Genomic DNA, 19,530 nt, shown 5'->3' on the forward strand with positions numbered 1-19,530 from the left:
ATAGGAAGGTACGGCCAGGAACGGCTGTCTTATGAAAGCCCCTGGCGTTCGCCCCCGTAACCTGAGGCGCGCATATGAATTCAGCCGTCGCGGCGCTGAAACGCAGCAATTTCGGAAAAGCCGGCCGCCAGGGGGCCAAGGCCCTGTTCGCGTTCACCGCCCGCTCGCTGCAACAGGCATCGACCCTGCTTGTCACCCTCCTCGCCGCGCGGTTTCTGCCCCCGGCACAATACGGCATCTACAGCCTCGGCATCGTCTTCATCGTGCTCGTTCAGACGATGACCTACACCGGGTTCTACCAGTTCATCCTGACCACCAAGGACGACGACAAGGCGGTCCTTTCAACCTGCTTCTGGATGATCGTGGGGCTCGTCTCGCTCGCCTCGCTCGGCCTCGCCTTGGCGGCATTTCCTCTGGAATGGATCTTTCAGGCCAAGCCGCTCGGCACGGTATTGCTGCTGCTCGCGCTGATCCAGCCGCTCGCCAGTATCGGCGCATGGTCCTCGGCGGCTCTGCTCCGGCGGGGCGAGATCATGCGCAACTTCACGGTCATGTTCGCGCAAAACCTCGTCGCGCTTGTCGGCGGCGTGTTGCTGCTGTGGTTCTGGCATTCGATCTACGCGCTCGTCGCGTTCCGTTACCTGCGCGTCATGACCGGCGCCGTACTCTACGCCGCTCTCGGACGCGACCGGCCGCAGCTGCTGTTCCGGAAAGACCTCGCGCGCAAGGCAACGGCCTTTTCCGTAGGACTCTACGGGTCGCGGCTGCTGAACTTTCTGGCACGCTATGCCGCGGACCTGCTGCTCGGCCTGCTCCATTCCCCCGCAGCGGTGGGGCTGTACCGCTTCGGCAGTCGCGTCGCGACGGGCGCCACCGATGTCATCAACCAGCCTATGCTCAGCTTTGCCGCCACCCAGTTCGGCGCGGCCGCCCGACAGGACAAGGACCTTGCGAAGCCGCTCGCCCGCTTTGCTGGAACAATCACACTGCTGAGCGGCATGGTCGGTGCGGTCATCATCGTCTTTGCCCGCGACGTGATCGCGATCTTCTTCCAGACCTCGTACATGGCGGCGCTGGTCGTTACCTACGCGATGGCCTTGCGCGGTGCTGCCAGCGCCGGGCAGATGCTGGTGGAGCCGGCCTTTGCAGCCATGGGCCGGACAGGTTGGGTCATGCTGTTCGATATGGTTGCGACGGCCGTATCCGTCGCCGCTATCTTCATCGCCTCTCCGTTCGGATTGGAAGCCTTGGCCTGGACGCAGGCAACAGTCGTGCTGGGCACGAGTGCCTGGGCCTTCTGGCTCCTGAACCGACGCGGCCATTTGCACACGCAGCCGGCCATACGGGCCTTCGCCGGGGCCATTGCCCTGTCGGTCGGCTACGGCTTGATCTTGCTAGCCTGCCAATACGAGCTGGCTACCCTGTCATGGGCGCCATTGCCGACTCTCGGCACAGGACTTTCGGTAGCGGTCTTGGTCGGAATAGCCGTTGTGGTGCTGGCGGCGCGGTTGCGCCTCTTCAGCTTTCAGGCCTTTTCGGGTTAGGCGGTCAAATCGATCCGGACCAGATGGCGGGCGCGGCAGATCTCGACGCGCAATTCCCCCTCGTCCGTCCCCTGTTCGGGGGCAGCATCGTAGATAAAGGTATGGCCGTTGGTATCTTCCCAATCCGCAATGGCCATAGGCTTCCCATCGCCCGTAAGCCACTGCACATTCGTGGGAAAGCGCGCAAAGGACTGCAAACGTCGATGACGCTTCGCGGAAAGTTCGGCGACGTAGTCCTCAAGCTCCAGGTCACGGCTCTCCCAGTCGACCCAGCCGATCGCATTGTCCTGGCAATAGGCGTTGTTGTTGCCCTGCTGGCTGCGCCCGAACTCGTCGCCCGCCGTCAGCATGATCGTGCCGGTAGAGGCGAACAGCGTGCCAAGCATCGCGCGCAGGTCAGCCTTTCGCGCGGCGATGACGCTCGGGTCGGCGCTGGGGCCTTCCACGCCGTTGTTCCAGCTGAAGTTCTCCCCATGCCCGTCGCGGTTATTCTCGCCATTGGCCTCGTTGTGGCGGTGTTCGTAGGAAACGACGTCCGCCAGCGTGAAACCATCGTGCGCAGCGAGAAAGTTGACCGAGCGGCAATCCGAGTGCGGCTGGTGCGGGCCGAAGACGTCGGACGATCCCGCAAGCCGCGTAGCCAGCAGGCCGATGCCTGCCTCCTTCTTCCAGAACCGGCGCACGTCGTCGCGAAAACGATCGTTCCATTCCAGCCAGCGTGCCGGAAAGTCGCCAAGGTGGTAGCCATCCGGCCCGATATCCCACGGTTCGGCAATGAGCACCCGATCCGCCAGCAGCGGGTCGCTCTCAATCTCGGCGAATATCGGAGCGGCAGGATCGAAGCCCGGCCCGCGCGCCATGACCGGAGCCAGATCGAAACGAAAACCGTCGACCCCGCACCGGGACACGAAGTGGCGCATGGTGTCGAGCGCGAGACGGCGGACGGCGGGATTGGCGAAGTCCAGCGTGTTGCCACAACCGGTGTCGTTGATCAGCGTCCCGTCGGGCGCATGGGCATAGGCGGCATTGTCGAGCCCGCGTAGCGACAGCACACCGCCATCGACATCGCTCTCACCCGAATGGTTGAACACGATATCGAGCAGAACCCCGATACCCTCTGCATGAAGCGCTGCCACGGTATCGCGCAATTCGGCGACGCCGCCGGGGCAAAGCCCCGGATCGAGTGCCATCATCGCGACCGGGTTATACCCCCAGGCGTTGACGAGACCGAGCGGCTTCAGATGCCTTTCATCGACCCACGCGACAATCGGCATCAGCTCGACGGCGCTGACGCTCAGCTTCTTGAGGTGAGCGATAACGGCGGGATGCGCCAGGGCCGCCACGGTGCCGCGCAGGTGCTCGGGCACATCGGGATGGCGGATGGTGAAGGCACGGACGTTGAGTTCATAGACCAGACTGCCCCGATCGAACCTCGGCGGTTCGGCAGGATGGGGCTGGTCCGGGCTCGGGACGATCGCGCGCGGTACGATATCGGCCGTGTCCTCACCGAAAATGGCAAGGCGCGGGTCCTGCTGGAAACGGCGATCCAGTTCCACGGCATAGGGATCGACCAGCAGCTTTGACGGATCGAACCAGTGCCGGTGATGGGGTGACCACTCACCTGCGGCGCGGTACCCATACCGCGTGCCGGCAAGATTGCCGGGCAACTCGAGGACCCAGTCCGGCCCCTCCCGCTGCATGACATGGCTGCTCTCGCCGCTCTCCGAAAAGAGACAGAGCCAGACCGCGTCCGCATGCGGCGAACGCACGGCAAAGCGCGTCGATTCCGCCCCCACGACAGCCCCCAAAGCCGTCATGCGGTCAGCGATCTGTAGAGGTCCGCATAGGCTGCCCCGCTGGCCTTCCAGGAGAAGTCGCACTTCATGCCGTTCTTCTGGATGCGCTCCCAGGCCTCGCGATCATGGTAGAGCGCCACGGTGCGGTTGAGCGCTGCGGCGAGGCTGTCGTAATTGACGCCATCGAATTGCACGCCGGTCGCGCAGCCGGCGGCAAGCGCGGCCGGGTTGGCGTCGATCACAGTGTCCGCGAGTCCTCCGGTCCGCGCAACGACAGGGACGCAGCCATAGGCAAGACCATAGAGCTGCGTGAGGCCGCAGGGCTCGAAACGCGAAGGGATCAGGATGGCATCACCGCCGCCCTGCATCCGGTGCGAGAGGGCTTCGTCGTAGCCGATCCTGACGCCGACCCGACCGGGATGTCGCGCCGCGCCGCGCGACAAGGCATGTTCGAGATGCGGATCGCCCGAACCCAGCAGTACCAGCCTGCCTCCGATCCCGACCAGATGATCGAGCACTTCGGGCAGGACATCCATGCCCTTCTGCCAGGTCAGGCGGGTGATAGCGACGAAGAGCGGCCCATCGCTTTCATCGAGACCGAATTCCGCTTCCAGTGCCCGCTTGTTGGCAATGCGTTTGTCCAGCGTGCGCCGCGTATAGGCCGCAGACAGCGCGGGATCGTCACCCGGGTTCCAGCTATCGGAATCAATGCCGTTGAGAATACCGTGGACGGAATTGCCCCGGGCGATGATCAGCCCTTCCAGCCCCATGCCGAACGTGTTCGAGCGGATCTCCCGCGCGTAGGTCGGGCTCACCGTCGTCACCGCATCGGCATTGGCCAGCCCCGCTTTCAGCAGGCTTACACCGCCATGGTACTCCACGCCATCGAGCGACCATGCCGCATCGGGCAGGCCGAGCCGGGGAAAGACCTCGGCATTGAACCACCCCTGAAACGCCATGTTGTGGATGGTGATGACCGAGGGGACCTTGCCTTCATCACCACCGAACGGGGCGAATTGCAGATAGGCAGGCGCCATGCCGCCTTGCCAGTCGTGCGCATGGACCAGATCGAAACGCTGCGCCTTGCCGCGCTTGACCATGACACCGCCGGCAATGTCCGCCGCAGCCCTGCCCAGCGCTGCGAAGCGTTGCCAGTTGTCACCCCAGTCGAGCCCGGCGGCGTCGGTGTAAGGCGCCCCTTCCCGGGCATAGAGCGCCGGGGCATCGAGCACCAGCAAGGGCTGGCCGCCTGCGAGCTTGCCCGCGAGCAACCGCGCTGACGTACCCAGCAAGGAATTCCAGGCAAAGATCGCCCGCGGCCGTTTCAGCGTCTGCATGACCGCCGGATAGCCCGGCAGCAGCGTCGTTACCTCCACACCGTGCGGGGCAAGTGCTGCAGGCAAGGCGCCAGCCACGTCGGCGAGGCCGCCGGTCTTGATCAGCGGTACCGCTTCTGAGGTTACGGAAAGGACTTTCAGAGCCAAAACCTAATTCCCGCGCTTCGTGATGAAGAGCCTTGGCCGAAAATCGCCGCGGATCAAAGATCCAACCGGTCGATCATCGGCTTGGTAATCAGGCATACCCCATTTTCGGTACGACGGAAGCGCTGCGCATCGAGTTCGGGATCCTCCCCGACGACGAGGCCTTCGGGAATGCGCACACCGGAATCGACGACCACTCGGCTGAGACGCGCCTCTCGGCCGATGTTGCAGTAAGGCAGGACCACCGCCTCATCCACACTCGACCAACTGCCCATCTTCACGCCGGTGAACAGCAAGGAACGGCGCGCCATGGCGCCCGAAACGATGCAGTCCTGGCTGATGAGCGAGGAAATCGCCTGCCCCCGCCGTCCATCCTGATCGTGGACGAACTTCGCCGGCGCCGCGACGATGGTGTCCGTCCAGATCGGCCAGTCCCTGTCGTACATGTTGAGCTTGGGCACCGTATCGGTGAGGTCGAGATTGGCTTCGAAATAGGCGTCCACGGTGCCCACATCGCGCCAGTATTCCTCGATCTCCTCGGCGGCACGGATGCACGAGGCGGTGAAGCGGTGAGCCTGCGCCTTACCGTGCTTGACGATATGCGGAATGATATCGCCGCCAAAGTCGCGCTTGGAGTCGGGATCTGCAGCGTCGCGGCGCAGTTCGTCGAACAGGAACTTCGTGTCGAAAACGTAGATGCCCATCGAGGCGAGCGCGTGATCGGGATCGCCGGGAATGCTCGGCGGATCGGCCGGTTTCTCCAGGAACGAGGTAATGACATCGTTCTCATCGACATGCATCACGCCGAACGCCGTCGCATCCATGCGCGGCACCACGAGGCATCCGACCGTTACGTTTGCACCCGAGTTGACGTGCTGCTGCAGCATCAACTCGTAGTCCATCTTGTAGATGTGATCGCCGGCCAGGATGACCATGTACTTGGGACTGTAGGACTCGATGATGTCGATGTTTTGATAGACTGCATCGGCCGTGCCTTCGTACCAGAGCATTTCGGAAATGCGCTGGCTGGCGGGCAGGATATCGAAGCTTTCGTTGCGCTCGGGCCGCATGAAATTCCACGCACGGTTCATGTGGCGGATCAGGCTATGCGCCTTGTACTGCGTGGCCACACCGATGCGGCGGATGCCCGAATTGATCGCGTTCGACAGGGCGAAATCGATGATCCGGCTCATCCCGCCGAAATAGACGGCAGGCTTGGCGCGATTGTCGGTCAGCTCCTTCAGGCGACTCCCCCGGCCTCCCGCCAGAACATAAGCCATGGCATCGCGAGCGAGCGGCTGTCCGGTCGACGTCCTCATTGCAGGTATTCTCTCCTATCCAGCTTCAACCGGCATATTCGAACATGACGGTCGCCAGCGGCGGCAGTGTAACCATGGCGTGCCCGTCGGCCGCCTTGATCTGTCCCAAATTGCCTTTGCCCGATCCGCCATAGTGGACGGAATCGCTGTTTATGACCTCGTTCCATTTGCCCGCGAGAGGCAGAGGCAAACGGTAATTGCTGCGCAGTGCCGGCGTCATGTTGGCAACGACGGCTATGGGTTTGCCCACCGGCCCCTTGCGCAACCAGGCGAAGACCGAATTCTCGGCATCGTCGACGACAAGCCATTCGAACCCATCGGCCTCGCAATCGCCACCGTGAAGCGACGGCTTGTTGCGGTAGAGGCGATTGAGATCGCGAACGAGATTGCGCACCCCGGCATGCGCAGGGGCATTGCAAAGATCCCAGTCGAGCGCGCGTTCCTCGCTCCATTCGCGGCGCTGGGCGAACTCCTGCCCCATGAACAGCAGCTTCTTGCCCGGATAGCCCCACATCATCGTATAGTAGGCGCGCAGGTTGGCGAATTGCTGCCAGTCGTCGCCGCTCATCTTGGAAAGCAGCGACCCCTTGCCGTGGACCACTTCGTCATGGCTCAACGGCAGCACGAAGTTCTCGGAAAAAGCGTACACCAGCCCGAAGGTGATGTCCTCGTGATGGTGGCGCCGGTGCACCGGATCGCGGCTCATGTAACGCAGCGTGTCGTTCATGAAGCCCATGTTCCACTTGAACCCGAAGCCCAGCGCGGAACGCCCGCCGCGGTCGTCCGCCGGCTGGGTCACGCCGGGCCAGGATGTCGACTCTTCGGCGAATGTCATGAACCCCGGATGCTCGCCGTAAACCGCGCGGTTGGTGGCGCGCAGGAAGTCTACCGCTTCCCAGTTTTCGCGTCCGCCCTGATCGTTGGGCAGCCACTCGCCTTCCTTGCGCGAGTAGTCGCGGTAGAGCATCGAGGCGACCGCATCCACGCGCAGTCCGTCGACATGGTAGCGCTCGGCCCAGAACAAGGCGTTGTTGACGAGGAAGCTCTGTACCTCGCGCCGTCCGAAGTTGTAGATCAGCGTGTTCCAGTCCGGGTGAAATCCCAGCTTCGGGTCCTCATGCTCATAGAGCGCGGTCCCGTCGAAGCGGACGAGGCCGTGCTCGTCAGTGGGGAAGTGCGCCGGCACCCAGTCGAGGATCACGCCGATGCCGGCCTGGTGAGCCCCGTCCACGAAGCGGGCGAACCCCGCCGGTTCGCCAAAGCGCGAGGTCGGCGCGTAAAGACCGGTCGTCTGGTACCCCCACGAGGGATCGTAGGGATGCTCGCTGATCGGCATGAACTCGATATGGGTAAAGCCCATCTCGACGACATAGGGGATCAGGCGTTCAGCCAGTTCGTCCCAGTTGAGGAACCAGTTCCAGCGGTCACGCTGCCAGGATCCGGCATGAACCTCGTAGATCGAGATCGGCACCTTGCGCGCATCGATCGAGGCCCAATGGGCGCGATGATCCTCATCCCCCCAGTCGAGCTTGGCAGGGACGGCCGTCATCGATGCCGTGTTGGGGCGAATCTCCGACATGAAGGCGAAAGGATCGGCCTTGAGCGGCAAAGTCTGCCCGTCCGCGCCGACGATATGGTACTTGTACGCCCGATAGTCGCCGATGTCGGGAATGAAGATCTCCCACACGCCGATATCGGTCCGGTTGCGCATGATGTGCCGCCGGGGATCCCAGTCGTTGAAATCGCCGACCACACTCACGCGCCGCGCATTGGGTGCCCAGACGGCGAAGTGCACGCCCTTGCAGCCCTCATGCTCGATAAGGTGCGCGCCCAGCTTGTCGAACAGCCGCAAGTGCGTGCCCTGCGCGATCAGAAAATCGTCGACCGGGCCGAGCACGGGCCCGAAGGTATAGGGATCGGTGACCAGCCAGTCGTGCCCGCGCGCGCGGCAGCGGTAGCGGATCGGCTGCGGATCGGCGAGAAGCCCCCCCTCGAACAGGCACCGGTCGTCGACCTTGCCCAGCGAGCCGAGCCTGCGCCCATCGAGACTGAAAGCCTCCGCCTCTTCGGCGCCGGGCAGGACCACCCGGGCAAACGTGCCGGCAGGTCCGGCATGCACCCCCAGAAGCGCAAACGGGTCTGCGTGGGTCCCTTCCAGCAGGGACTCGATGGCACTAACCGATGGCTTCACAAGACCTTCCAGATGTCCCTCGCGTATTCGGAAATTGTACGGTCGGACGAAAACCATCCGACATTGGCAATATTGTGAATGGCTGCCTTGCGCCATCCCGCCTTGTCTTCCCAGCGAGCGTCGACCGAACGCTGCGCGGCAGCGTAGCCATCAAAATCGGCAGCGCACATGAACCAGTCATGGTCGTAGATGCCGCCGATCAGCCCGGCGTACCGGTTGCGATCATCCGGAGAGAACACTCCCGACGCGATGGCTGAAAGCGCCTGCGCCAGTTCACGCGACCCTTCGATGATCTCACGCGGGTTATAACCGTTTGCCCGCTTCTGCGCGACCTCCTCGGCAGTCAGTCCGAAGATCACGATATTCTCGTCGCCGACATGATCCTTGATCTCGACGTTGGCGCCGTCGAGCGTGCCGATCGTCAGGGCCCCGTTGAGCGCAAACTTCATGTTGCCTGTACCCGAAGCTTCCATGCCCGCAGTCGAAATCTGCTCCGACAGGTCTGCCGCCGGGATGATCCTCTCGGCGTAGCTGACATTGTAGTTGGGCACGAAAACAACCTTGAGCAGCCCACCAACCGAAGGATCGCTGTTCACCCTTCTGGCAATGTCGTTTGCCAGTTTGATGACGAGTTTGGCGTTGTGATAGCTCGACGCCGCCTTGCCGCCGAAGATCTTTACGCGCGGCACCCAGTCCCGCTCGGGATGGCTGCGGATCTGATCGTAGAGCGCCACCGTCTCGATCAGGTTGAGAAGCTGGCGCTTGTATTCATGAATGCGCTTGATCTGGACGTCGAACAGCGCATCGGGATCGAGCCGGATACCCATGGTCTTCTTGATGTAGTCCGCCAGCGCCAGCTTGTTCGAGCGCTTCACCTCGTGAATGCGCTCGCCCAGAGTGGAATCGTTGGCGAGCGCATTGAGATCGGAGAGCTTCGCGGCGTCGTCGAGAAAGTCGTCGCCGATCGCATCGCGAATGACCTTGGTCAGCCCCGGATTGCACTGCTGCAGCCAGCGGCGCGGCGTGACCCCGTTGGTCTTGTTGTTGATCCGCGTCGGATAGAGGCTGTGCAGGTCGGCAAAGACCGTTTCCTTCATCAGCTCGGTATGAAGAGCGGCTACGCCATTGACCGAATGGGCGCCGACGAAGGCCAGGTTCGCCATGCGAACCCGCCGCTCACCGCCCTCATCGATCAGCGAGATCGCGGCAATCTGCTCGTCGCTGCAGCCGGCCTTGCGCGCTTCGCGCAGGATGCGGCTGTTGATCGCATAAATGATCTGCATGTGGCGCGGCAGCAGGCGCTCGAACAGCGGCAGCGGCCACGTTTCCAGCGCCTCGGGCAGCAGCGTGTGGTTGGTGTAGCTGATCGTCTGCTTGCAGATCTCCCAAGCCTCGTTGAACTCCAGCCCGTGGATGTCCACGAAGATGCGCATGAGCTCTGCAACCGCCACCGAAGGGTGGGTGTCGTTGAGCTGGATGGCGGCCTTTTCGGGCAGCGTGCGAATATCGCCTTCGTACTGGACGTGGCGCCGCACGATGTCCTGGATGGAAGCCGAGGTGAAGAAATACTCCTGCCGCAAACGCAGTTCCTGCCCCGAAGGACTGGAGTCCGCCGGGTAGAGCACACGCACCAGGCTGTCCGCCCGGACCTGCTCTTCCAGGGCGCCGATATGATCGCCGGCGTTGAAGGCGTCGAGACGGATCGGATCGAGCGCGCTCGCGGTCCAGAGCCGCAGCGTGTTGACCCGCTTTCCGCGCCAGCCGACGACCGGCGTATCGACCGCCGTCGCCTCGATCTCTTCCGCGGGGCTCCAGATCACCCCGTCCCCTTCGGCCTCGACCTCGCCGCCGAAACCGATGCGGTACGAGCTTTCGAGGCGTTCGAATTCCCAGGGATTGCCGTGGGCGAGCCAGGTTTCGGGCAGTTCGACCTGCCAGCCATCATCGATGCGCTGGCGGAACATGCCGTTCACGTAACGGATGCCATAGCCGTAAGCCGGGATGTCGAGCGTCGCGAGGCTTTCCATGAAGCAGGCCGCCAGACGCCCGAGACCGCCGTTGCCGAGCGCGGCGTCGGGCTCCAGTTCCTCGAGCGCCGACAATTCCAGACCGTGCGCAGCCAGCGCCTTTTCCATCTGCGACGTCATGCCGATGTTGGAGAGTGCATCGCGCAGCAACCGCCCGATCAGGAACTCCATCGACAGGTAATAGACGCGCTTGCCGCCCTCGTCGTAGGTCCGGCGGGTGGAGGAGATCCAGCGATCGATGATCTCGTCTCGCAGCGCGTAGATCGATGCCGTATACCAGTCGTGCTGCTTGGCCGCGCGTTCATCCTTACCGACACGGTGGCGCAGCACCTTGACGATATGCTTGTCGAATTCCGAAGGTTCGGCACGCTTTGGCACGGAGACGGGATCGCTTGCCACTAGAGCACTCCTAGTATGACCGGCGCGGCACCTGACTGGCCCCGAGCGCGCGGCACCGGTTACGCGTACACGGGGACGCCCCCCACCTTTCCCAATCTTCTGGGTATTATGGCTAGCACAGGCCAAGAAAGCGACAAGAGTCATTGTGCAGTGCCGCATTTTTTTCTTGGGTATTTCTTTAGCAGTCAAAACATGGCCGGCGTGCGCGGATTCTGCGCACGTAGTGGTCCCCTGCGGGGACTTGCGATGCGCGCTCATCCCGGTAAGCCGGGCGCAAGAGGACGGGAGAGGATGCAAGATGACCACACGCATTGTGCGCGAGGACAAGAACGGCCTGTGCACGCTGACGCTGAATCGGCCCGACAAGCTCAATGCCCTCGACACCGAAACTTTCGAGGAACTCGATGCGCATTGCGCCGTGCTGGAAAGCCAGACCGACAGCATCGGCTGCGTCGTCCTGAAGGGGAGCGGCAGGGCATTCTGCGCGGGCGCGGATATCGGAGGAATAGGCAAGGGGTTCACCGACAGCCGCTTCAAACCCGGCGTCATCGCCCGCCTTGCAATGCTGCCGCAGCCGGTGATCGCGGCCATCCACGGTGTCTGCTTCACCGGTGGACTCGAACTGGCTCTGGCAGCGGACGTGATCATCGCCGCGCGCTCTGCGCGGTTTGCCGACACGCATGGCAAGTGGGGCCTCGTCGGTGCCTGGGGCATGACCCAGCGCCTGCCCCGTCGCATCGGCGCCAGCCAGGCCAAGCGCATGATGTTCTCCGCGCAGCCCATCGACGCGGAGGAAGCGCACCGGCTGGGGCTTGTCGACATTCTGGCGGAAGATGATGCGCTCGAGGCAACTGTCGGCGGGTTCGCCGGTCAGGTGGTCGAGAACTCGTGGCACACCAACGTCGAAACCAAGAAGCTGCTCGTCGCCACCGACGGCATGACGCTTGAGGAAGGGCTAGCGTGGGAGTTCGACAACTATCCGGGCTTCGCGCCCGATCATGCCCAGCGGTTGGCCCGGTTTACGAAGAAATAAGGGGGGAAGCCATGACACAGACCAACAAGGACGTCGTTCTCGCCTTCATATCGGCGATGGATCGCGGCGATGCGGAAGCCGGCGCACGGTGTCTCGATCCGCAAGCCGTCACCATCGCCAAGGGCTTCGGCAAACTCTCCGGCGAGCGCCGCTACGACACCATTGTCGGAACACTTGGCGCTTTTCGTGACCTGATGCCCGAAGGCATGAACCCGACGATCCACTCGGTCACGGCGGAAGCCGACCGCGTCGCGGTGGAATTCGAAGGCAATGCCACGCTGGTGAACGGGACGCCCTACTGCAACCAGTATTGCATGGTCTTCACCCTGCGCGACGGGCGCATCGTTCACGTCAACGAATACTATTGCACGATCCTCGCCGATGAAGCCATCGGTCCACTGCTGGAAGCGAGGGCAGAAGCATTGCCCTGGAGCTAGGCAGAGGAACAAATTTGCCCCGTCATCAAAGCGCGGGCTGGGATGACCGACGCGCTCTAACTACAGCTAGGAAACACGCGCAGGTCACGCTAAGCAAATCTGCATGCATGACCTGACAGCGTTCGACGCAGCCGCCATTCTCATCGTGCTCGCTGCCGCACTGGGCTATTTCAACTACCGTGTGCTCGGCCTGCCTTCGACGGTCGGGCTGACGGTGATGGGCACCCTCGCCTCGCTGATGGTCGTAGCCTACGACAAGCTGGTCCCGTCGAGCACGCTGGCCGATCAGCTCGGCACTTTTCTCGCCGATATCGATTTTTCGACCACGCTGATGGAGGGCATGCTCTCGTTCCTGCTCTTTGCCGGGGCCATGCACGTAAACTGGACCCACATGCGCAAGGGGCGCTGGCCGATCCTGATTTTCAGTACGATCGGCGTACTGCTCTCGACCGCCATCGTCGGGTTCGCCTTTCAGTTCCTGACCCTCGCGCTGGGCATTGAAATACCGCTGATCTGGTGCCTCGTGTTCGGTGCGCTGATCAGCCCCACCGATCCGGTTTCGGTGATGGCGGTGATGAAGCGCGCCGCGATGCCCGATACGCTGCAGGCAACCGTTGCCGGCGAAAGCCTGTTCAACGACGGGATCGGCGTTGTCGTCTTCACCATCCTCATCGCCATCGCCACCGGGACCGAGGCGTTCACCTGGGGCTTTGCCATCAGCCACTTCATGCAGGAAGCGCTGGGCGGCGCCGCGCTGGGGCTGACCGTGGGCTGGATCGGCTACCTGGCGATGAAGTCGATCGACGAATACGTGATCGAAGTCATGATCAGTCTTGCCGTGGTCATGGGCGGGTACAGCCTTGCCATGGGACTCCACGTCAGCGGCCCGGTGGCGATGGCCGTGGCGGGGCTGATCATCGGCAACGCGGGCATGGCCAATGCCATGAGCGAAGTGACGCGCGACCACGTCGTGAAGTTCTGGACGCTGATCGACGAAGTCCTCAATGCCGTCCTGTTCCTGCTGATCGGCCTCGAAGTCATCGCGCTCGACTTTCGGCCCGCCTATCTCGCGGCGGGCGCCGGTGCGATCCTGATCGTGCTGGCCGCGCGGATGATTGCCGTGGGCATCCCCCTAGCCGCCATGAAACGCCTGATCGACATGGGCCCGCTCGCCTTTCCCACGCTCGTCTGGGGCGGCCTGCGCGGAGGTATTTCGATCGCCCTGGCGCTGGCTCTGCCGATATCCGCGATCCGCAGCGAACTGCTGGTTGCCACCTACATCGTCGTCATCTTTGCCGTGGTCGTGCAGGGCGGTTCGATCGGCTCGCTGATCCGCCGCATGCAGGAACGCTATTCTCCCGAACTGGATCTCGATTCTTGAACCAAAATCCAACTGACGCCGGTCCGGCCATGCCCGACGCACGCCTGCCCGGTCAGCCCGGCCCCGGTGAAGGCCGCCCCTTCCCCCAACACGAAGAAGACAAGGGCCGTCTCAACGAGATGTGGCGCAACCGCCCGCAGTGGGTGCGCCGCGGCGAGGCCGTGTTCCATCTCATGCGCATCAAGTTTGCGCGCGCCATCCTGCTGCCGCAGCTGACGCCCGACCTCGCTTTCGACTTGCGCCAGACCGTGCGCAAGGAAGGCCAGCTCACGCGCGGCTATATCCTGATGTGCGCGCTTGCCGCGGGCATTGCCACGCTGGGCCTGCTGCAGTCCTCCACCGCCGTGGTCATCGGCGCGATGCTCGTTTCCCCGCTGATGAGCCCGATCGCGGCCATGGGCTTCGGTTTCGCCTCGCTCGACGGCCACCGCATCCGCGACGCCATCAAGGTCGTCGCCATCGGTGCGGGCATCGGCATCCTTACCGGCATGCTGCTGACCTGGCTTTCGCCGATCCGAAACGCCACGCCTGAAATCCTTGCCCGCACCGAACCCAACCTGCTCGACCTTGCCGTCGCGCTGTTCTCGGGAATCGCCGGTGGCTATTCGACGGTCATCGGCAAGGGCGGCACGGCCATCGGCGTCGCCATCGCCACTGCCCTGATGCCGCCGCTGACGGTGATCGGCTATGGCATCGGCGTGTTCCAGCCGATGTTCGCCATGGGCGCGCTGCTGCTGTTCCTGACCAACCTCGCAGCGATCACCTTTGCCTTCGCCGTGATCGCCCGCCTGTCCGGCGCGGCCCGCCCGCTCGGTCGCGTCGAGCTGACGCCGCGCTACATCGCCATCCTGATCGCCGCGTTCCTGGCGCTGGCCACGCCGCTTTCGATGACGCTGATGAAGCTCTCGAACGAGGCCCGCATCCGCACTGCCGCGCGCAGCGCGATTGTCGAAGCCTGCGGCAATCAGGGCGTGACCGTTGCCCAGCTCGACGTGAAGACCAGCGTGTTCGGCGCGCCTACCGTCGATGCCCTCGTCATTGCCCGCAATTATACCACCAACGCTGCCGAGCAGGCCGAGGGTCTGATCAGGCAAACCCTCGGCGAGAACGTGGAAATCAACCTCCAGCAGGTCCTTGCCGCCGACGTTCAGGCACAGACCCGTGCCATGGTCGATGCCGCGATGGAACGTACCGCCGCCGGTATTGCTGCCGATGTGCCGCCATTCCAGACCATCCGGCAGGCCATCGGCCTCCCCACCCGCTCGCTCTGGACCGACCGCGCCCAGCGTATGGTCTATGCCGAGCCTGTCCCCGCACCGGGCTGGACGCTGGCGGACTACCGCGCGGTGGAGCAGCAGGCGACGAAAGCCGTATCCGGCTGGACAGTGCGCCTCGTCCCGCCGCCACAACCGAACCTCACGGTTCTGCTACGCCAGGGCACGGCCGCCGGCGATGGCCAAGACGCACCCAAGCCGCCCGAAAATGCGATCTCGACCGATCTCGCCGTCTGGACCCTGACGCGTTGGGGCATGAGCAAGGTATCGCTCTCTGGCGCGGACGAGCCCGCGCTGACAATCCTTTCCAAGCAACTGTCCGATGCGGGTATCGCAGCGCATATCATCGCGCCGCCGACCGAGACCGAAGCCTCCATGCGCCCCAAGACTCAGACCGCAGGTGCCGAGCCGCCCGTGGTCGCGACCATCGGCATCTATGCGCAAAGCCCCTCGCAGGAGGCCGCTGCCAAAGCCGCCGCCGAGAAGGCAGCTGCGGAAAAAGCCGAGACAGCAGCGCAGGCAGAATAAAAAAAGACCGGAACCGCTCGCAGTGGGCGGCTCCGGTCTCCTGCATGGGCCGCAGGGCCGATGGCCTAGCGGTCCTCCTCCCAGGTGCAGTCCTTGATGGCGATGCCCAGATCCTCGATCACCGTGCGCATGCCGAGGATGTCGAACAGGACTTCGCCTTCCTCGATGCGGCGGCGGAATTCGACTTCCTTGGCGGCACGGGTCTCGGCATTGTTCACGGCCAGTTCGATCAGATCGCGCGGGATCACCAGAATGCCGTCGCTGTCGCCCACGATCAGGTCGCCGGGCTCCACGAGCACGTGGTCGATCACCACCGGCACGTTGACGGCGGCGGGCCCGCGCTTCTTGGGGTGCTCCACCGAAACGGCAGTCGACCAGACCGGATAGCCCAGCTCTCGGATCGCATCGACGTCACGCGTGGCGCCATGGACGACGGTGCCGACCAGCCCCTTCTTCTTGGCAAAAGTGCAGGCGACATCGCCCCACAAGGCGCCCTGATGGCCGCCGCCATTGGTCAGGACCAGCACGTCGCCTGCTTCGGCAGTGTAAAGGGCAGCGTGAATGGCAAGGTTGTCGCCGGGGAAGTTCCAGGCGGTTACGGCAGGCCCGCAGACCTTCTGCCCCGGCGCGATCGGCACCATGCCCGGGCTCATCAGGCACATCCGCCCGGCAATCTCGCCCAACCCTTCGTGCAGATCGGCGATGCCGAACTTTGCCGCGCGGGCGACAAGCGCCGGATCGGGACGCGGAATGCGACTGTAGATGACGGATTTGACGGGGGGTATCATGCAAGCGACTCCGGATTGAGCAGGGTTGCGGGCGTCTTGCCGGCGGCCACGTCCTCGATGACGGCGGCGACGTTGAGCGCCATGTCCTTCATGCCTGCTTCGGTGACGCCCGCGACATGCGGCGACAGCAGGCAATTGGGCAGATCGAACAGCGGATGGTCGGCAGGCGGCGGTTCGGCCTCGAACACATCGATCCCCGCCGCGGCGAGCTGGCCACAGCGCAGAGCCTCGGCCAGTGCGTCCTCGTTGATGATGCCGCCGCGCGAACAGTTCACCAGAATGGCATGCGGCTGCATCAGGCCGAGTTCGACCGTGTCGATGAGATTGCGCGTGCCTTCGGTCAGCGGCGTATGAATCGAGATGACATCGCGCTGCAGCAGATCGGCCAGTCCCATCGGCTCGACGCCTGCCGCGCGGATATCCTCGTCCGCAACCATGGGATCGTAGGCCGCGACCTCGGCTCCAAAACCGGCGCTGCAAATAGTCGCCACCACGCGCGCGATGCGGCCGAAGCCGATCAGGCCCACCCTGGCGCCGGTCAGGTCGCCCAGCCGGATGGCCCAGCGCTCGGCCCAGCGGTTTTCGCGGACGAGCGCATCCATCTCGCGCACGCGGCGCAGCAGCGCCAGCATCATCGAGACCGCGCCTTCGGCCACGGCGGTCGAATTGTTGCCGCCCGGCGTATTAGCGACCATCACCTTGCGACCGGTCGCCGCGGGAATGTCGATGTTGTCGACCCCCGCCCCGTGCTTCACGATCGCCTTGAGACGCGGCATCGGACCGAAAACGTCTTCGCCGAGCGGGCTGGTGCGAATGACGATCACGCTCGCATCCGCCAGCCGCGGATCGTCGCGCCAGCCCTCGCCCGCAATCACGTCATGCCCGGCAGCGATGCGCTCCACCCCGGCAGGATGGATCGGATCGATAATGCATACGAGTTCGCGTGAACTCACCGTAACCTGCTCCCTATCGTCGGTTTATGTATACCATTTCCGAAAAAGCGGCGTCGCTCTCCGTGAAAGGTCTTGGCTGCGAGGTCAACTCATAATAGGGCTCCACGCAACAAACATGTATCCGATCCGGACGTTCGCCGTCCGGGCGATCACGTGAGGAGAGAGTGATGTTCGCCGCCCCGCCCGCCGTCACGGCCGAAGTATTCTGCCGCATTCCCGACAAGTTCCGCCGCTTCGGCGAGACCACCGAATGGGCGCAGGTCCAGCTCCACGGCGCGGCAGCCCCGGTCTTTCTGGAAGGGCCGGTCTTCGACGCAGACGGCAACCTGTGGGTGACCGACATTCCCTGGGGCCGGATGTTCAAGATCGCGCCGGACGGTTCCTGCGAAGTCGGCTTCGAATACGACGGGCAGCCGAACGGGATGAAGTTCCTCACCGACGGACGCCTGCTGGTCGCCGACCACCACAAGGGCATGGTGCTGTGCGATCCCAAGACCGGCAAAAGCGAGCCCTGGTTCGACCGCTACCTGCTCGAACCCTTCCTGGGTTGCAACGACCTTACCATCGCGAAGAACGGCGACATCTGGTTCACCGATCAGGGCCAGTCCGGCTGGCACAATCCCAACGGCCGCCTGTTCCGTGTGCGTGCCGGGAGCGACCGGCTTGAGCTGATGCTCGACGGCATCCCCTCGCCCAATGGTCTCGTGCTCAACAAGGCGGAAACAGCGCTCTACCTTGCCGTCACCCGCGCCAACGCGGTGTGGCGCTGCCCCCTCGTCAATGAGGGCGAGGTGATCAGCAAGGTCGGCACGTATATCCAGATGTCGGGCGGCTCAGGCCCGGACGGGCTGACCATCGACGCAAACGACAATCTCGTCGTCTGCCATGTCGGCTTCGGCGCGGTCTGGCTGTTTTCCGACCGGGGCGAGCCGATGCTGCGCATCGACGTACCCGAAGGCCGCTACACCACGAATGCCGCCTATGGCGGGCCGGACAGCAAGTGGCTGTTCTTCACGGAATCGAGCACCGGCACGGTCTACAAAGTCGAGATGCCGGTGCCCGGGCGCGAGATCTGTCCGGCTAGCATCTAGCCCGCTGTCAGACCTGCCGCTGCAATCCCGGCGAAAGCGGCTTCCTCGTCCTTGTCTGACAGGTCGCCGCTGACGCCGACGGCGCCGAGCAGCGTACCGCCAGCATCCCTGATCAGCACACCGCCCGCAGCCGGAATCAGCTTGCCGTTCCATGCCGCGGACAGCGCCGCCATGAACTGCGGGCGGTCAGCCGCCATATCGCCCAGTTTGCGGCTGGAAGTCCCCATGGCGAGCGCGCCTTCCGCCTTGCCGCCGGCGATATCGGGACGACCGTAACCCGAGCCGTCCTCGCGCTCCATAGCCACGAGGTGGCCACCGGCATCGAGCACCACGACCGTAAGCGGATTGAGGTCCATTTCGCGCCCCTTGGCGCGGGCGGCGGCAATGACGGTGCGGGCCTGTTCAAGGCTGATCATGGCATGGTCCTCTCAAATCGTACGATGGAATATCGGCCACCGGCCTAGCGCCCGCACCTGTCCAGCCGCAAGCTCTTATGTATACAAAGATACGAAAACGAGGTTATTCGACCGTGTCGAGGACGGCAGGCGGAAAGGGCATTGTCTCTCCGGCAGAACCGCTAAGCAAGTGACCGTACCGAACCAGCGCGGTGCGCGTGCGGCGGATGTGCATGACGAGTGCAGCCTGCGCTGTCTCCACTTCCCGCGTGGCAATCGCGTCGAACAGCAACTGGTGCTCGATGTCGTGGGTGCGTCCGGCCCCGGCCGTAGAACCACCCATCGCCAGCTTCATATAGGCGCGGCGATAGCTCTGCGTCGTATCCCAAACCCGCTCGACCATTTGCGCCAGCAGCGGCGTGTTGTGGCGGCGATAAGTGATCCAGTGGAATTCTCGCCCCAAAGCAATGGCTTCGTCGATGTCCTTGGTCTTCTCGTTGCGATCCATCACGCCGCGCAGGTCGGCAATATCCTCATCGGTCAGATGAGGCACGCTATCCGCCAGCAACAGCGGCTCGATCCGCTCGCGGATTTCGTAGGATATTTCCAGATCGCGCCGGGTCAGGCTGGTCACGCGCGCGCCGGCGTTAGCGCGCATGGTAACCAGACCGCGCGACTCCAGCATGCGCAAGGCATCGCGCACCGGAATGCGGCTGGTCTCCAGCTCGTCCGCCAGTTCGTCCTGCTTGATCCGCGCGCCGGGCGCCAAATCGCCCGAAAGGATCCGCTCGGCGAGGATGTCCGCCACCCTCTGGCTGGCAACGATGGCTTGGTCCTTACTCATGCACGCCCCGTATTTAAGTATACGATGACCCATAACGGATTTCCCCGCA

The 19,530-nt window shown here is 63.7% G+C and carries 15 protein-coding genes; 6 read left to right on the top strand and 9 right to left on the bottom strand.

From position 1 onward, the window contains the following. The first annotated feature begins 74 nt into the window (after window positions 1-74). A complete protein-coding gene (locus IEX64_RS13765; RefSeq protein WP_188820256.1) occupies window positions 75-1,544 on the top strand; it encodes an oligosaccharide flippase family protein in 1,470 nt (489 codons plus the stop codon). On the opposite strand, the gene glgX is transcribed toward IEX64_RS13765, so the two are convergent. From glgX to IEX64_RS13790, 5 genes are read right to left on the bottom strand one after another with little or no spacing between them, the layout of a single operon-like run. Next, a complete protein-coding gene (glgX, locus tag IEX64_RS13770; protein ID WP_188820258.1) occupies window positions 1,541-3,361 on the bottom strand; it encodes a glycogen debranching protein GlgX in 1,821 nt (606 codons plus the stop codon). The genes IEX64_RS13765 and glgX overlap by 4 nt on opposite strands. Next, window positions 3,358-4,824 carry a glycogen synthase GlgA gene (gene glgA, locus IEX64_RS13775; protein ID WP_188820260.1) on the bottom strand — a complete coding sequence of 489 codons (1,467 nt, stop codon included), beginning with the start codon at window positions 4,822-4,824 and terminating at the stop codon, window positions 3,358-3,360. The genes glgX and glgA overlap by 4 nt, the downstream gene beginning before the upstream one ends. A 53-nt stretch (window positions 4,825-4,877) precedes the next feature. Then, on the bottom strand, window positions 4,878-6,140 hold the full coding sequence (gene glgC, locus IEX64_RS13780) for a glucose-1-phosphate adenylyltransferase (protein ID WP_188820262.1): 1,263 nt from the start codon (window positions 6,138-6,140) through the stop codon (window positions 4,878-4,880). Window positions 6,141-6,165: 25 nt separating this feature from the next. After that, a complete protein-coding gene (gene glgB, locus IEX64_RS13785) occupies window positions 6,166-8,331 on the bottom strand; it encodes a 1,4-alpha-glucan branching protein GlgB (RefSeq protein WP_188820264.1) in 2,166 nt (721 codons plus the stop codon). Beyond that, window positions 8,328-10,757: a glycogen/starch/alpha-glucan phosphorylase gene (locus tag IEX64_RS13790; protein WP_188820266.1), complete on the bottom strand. Its 2,430-nt coding sequence runs from the start codon at window positions 10,755-10,757 to the stop codon at window positions 8,328-8,330. Before IEX64_RS13790 ends, glgB begins: the two co-directional genes overlap by 4 nt. Window positions 10,758-11,055: 298 nt before the next feature. On the opposite strand from IEX64_RS13790, the gene IEX64_RS13795 reads away from it, so the two are divergent. The 4 genes from IEX64_RS13795 to IEX64_RS13810 all read left to right on the top strand — a co-directional run bounded on the left by IEX64_RS13795 (window position 11,056) and on the right by IEX64_RS13810 (window position 15,410). Next, entirely contained in the window at window positions 11,056-11,790 is a 735-nt protein-coding gene (locus tag IEX64_RS13795; protein ID WP_188820268.1) for an enoyl-CoA hydratase/isomerase family protein, read from the top strand. 11 nt (window positions 11,791-11,801) lie between these two features. Beyond that, a complete protein-coding gene (locus tag IEX64_RS13800) occupies window positions 11,802-12,227 on the top strand; it encodes a nuclear transport factor 2 family protein (RefSeq protein ID WP_188820270.1) in 426 nt (141 codons plus the stop codon). A 103-nt stretch (window positions 12,228-12,330) separates the two neighbouring features. Further along, window positions 12,331-13,608, top strand: coding sequence for a cation:proton antiporter (locus IEX64_RS13805; RefSeq protein WP_188820272.1), 1,278 nt, complete (start codon window positions 12,331-12,333; stop codon window positions 13,606-13,608). Next, the gene (locus IEX64_RS13810; RefSeq protein ID WP_229710345.1) at window positions 13,605-15,410 is read left to right on the top strand and encodes a DUF389 domain-containing protein; all 1,806 of its coding nucleotides are present in this window, start codon (window positions 13,605-13,607) and stop codon (window positions 15,408-15,410) included. The genes IEX64_RS13805 and IEX64_RS13810 overlap by 4 nt, the downstream gene beginning before the upstream one ends. A gap of 65 nt (window positions 15,411-15,475) precedes the next feature. Here the strand turns inward: IEX64_RS13810 and IEX64_RS13815 are convergent, their stop codons facing one another. Both IEX64_RS13815 and IEX64_RS13820 read right to left on the bottom strand, forming a co-directional pair. Continuing rightward, a complete protein-coding gene (locus IEX64_RS13815) occupies window positions 15,476-16,198 on the bottom strand; it encodes a 4-carboxy-4-hydroxy-2-oxoadipate aldolase/oxaloacetate decarboxylase (RefSeq protein ID WP_188820274.1) in 723 nt (240 codons plus the stop codon). Then, a complete protein-coding gene (locus tag IEX64_RS13820) occupies window positions 16,195-17,151 on the bottom strand; it encodes a hydroxyacid dehydrogenase (RefSeq protein ID WP_188820275.1) in 957 nt (318 codons plus the stop codon). The genes IEX64_RS13815 and IEX64_RS13820 overlap by 4 nt, the downstream gene beginning before the upstream one ends. Before the next feature lie 167 nt (window positions 17,152-17,318). On the opposite strand from IEX64_RS13820, the gene IEX64_RS13825 reads away from it, so the two are divergent. Then, entirely contained in the window at window positions 17,319-18,242 is a 924-nt protein-coding gene (locus IEX64_RS13825; protein ID WP_188820277.1) for an SMP-30/gluconolactonase/LRE family protein, read from the top strand. Here the strand turns inward: IEX64_RS13825 and IEX64_RS13830 are convergent. After that, a complete protein-coding gene (locus IEX64_RS13830) occupies window positions 18,239-18,658 on the bottom strand; it encodes a GlcG/HbpS family heme-binding protein (protein ID WP_188820279.1) in 420 nt (139 codons plus the stop codon). The genes IEX64_RS13825 and IEX64_RS13830 overlap by 4 nt on opposite strands. A gap of 103 nt (window positions 18,659-18,761) precedes the next feature. Next, window positions 18,762-19,481 (bottom strand): GntR family transcriptional regulator, encoded by a 720-nt coding sequence (locus tag IEX64_RS13835; protein WP_188820281.1) that lies wholly within the window; start codon window positions 19,479-19,481, stop codon window positions 18,762-18,764. Between the last annotated feature and the right edge of the window lie 49 nt (window positions 19,482-19,530).

The sequence above is a fragment of the Novosphingobium indicum genome (genome assembly GCF_014645195.1).
Classification (GTDB): domain Bacteria; phylum Pseudomonadota; class Alphaproteobacteria; order Sphingomonadales; family Sphingomonadaceae; genus Novosphingobium; species Novosphingobium indicum.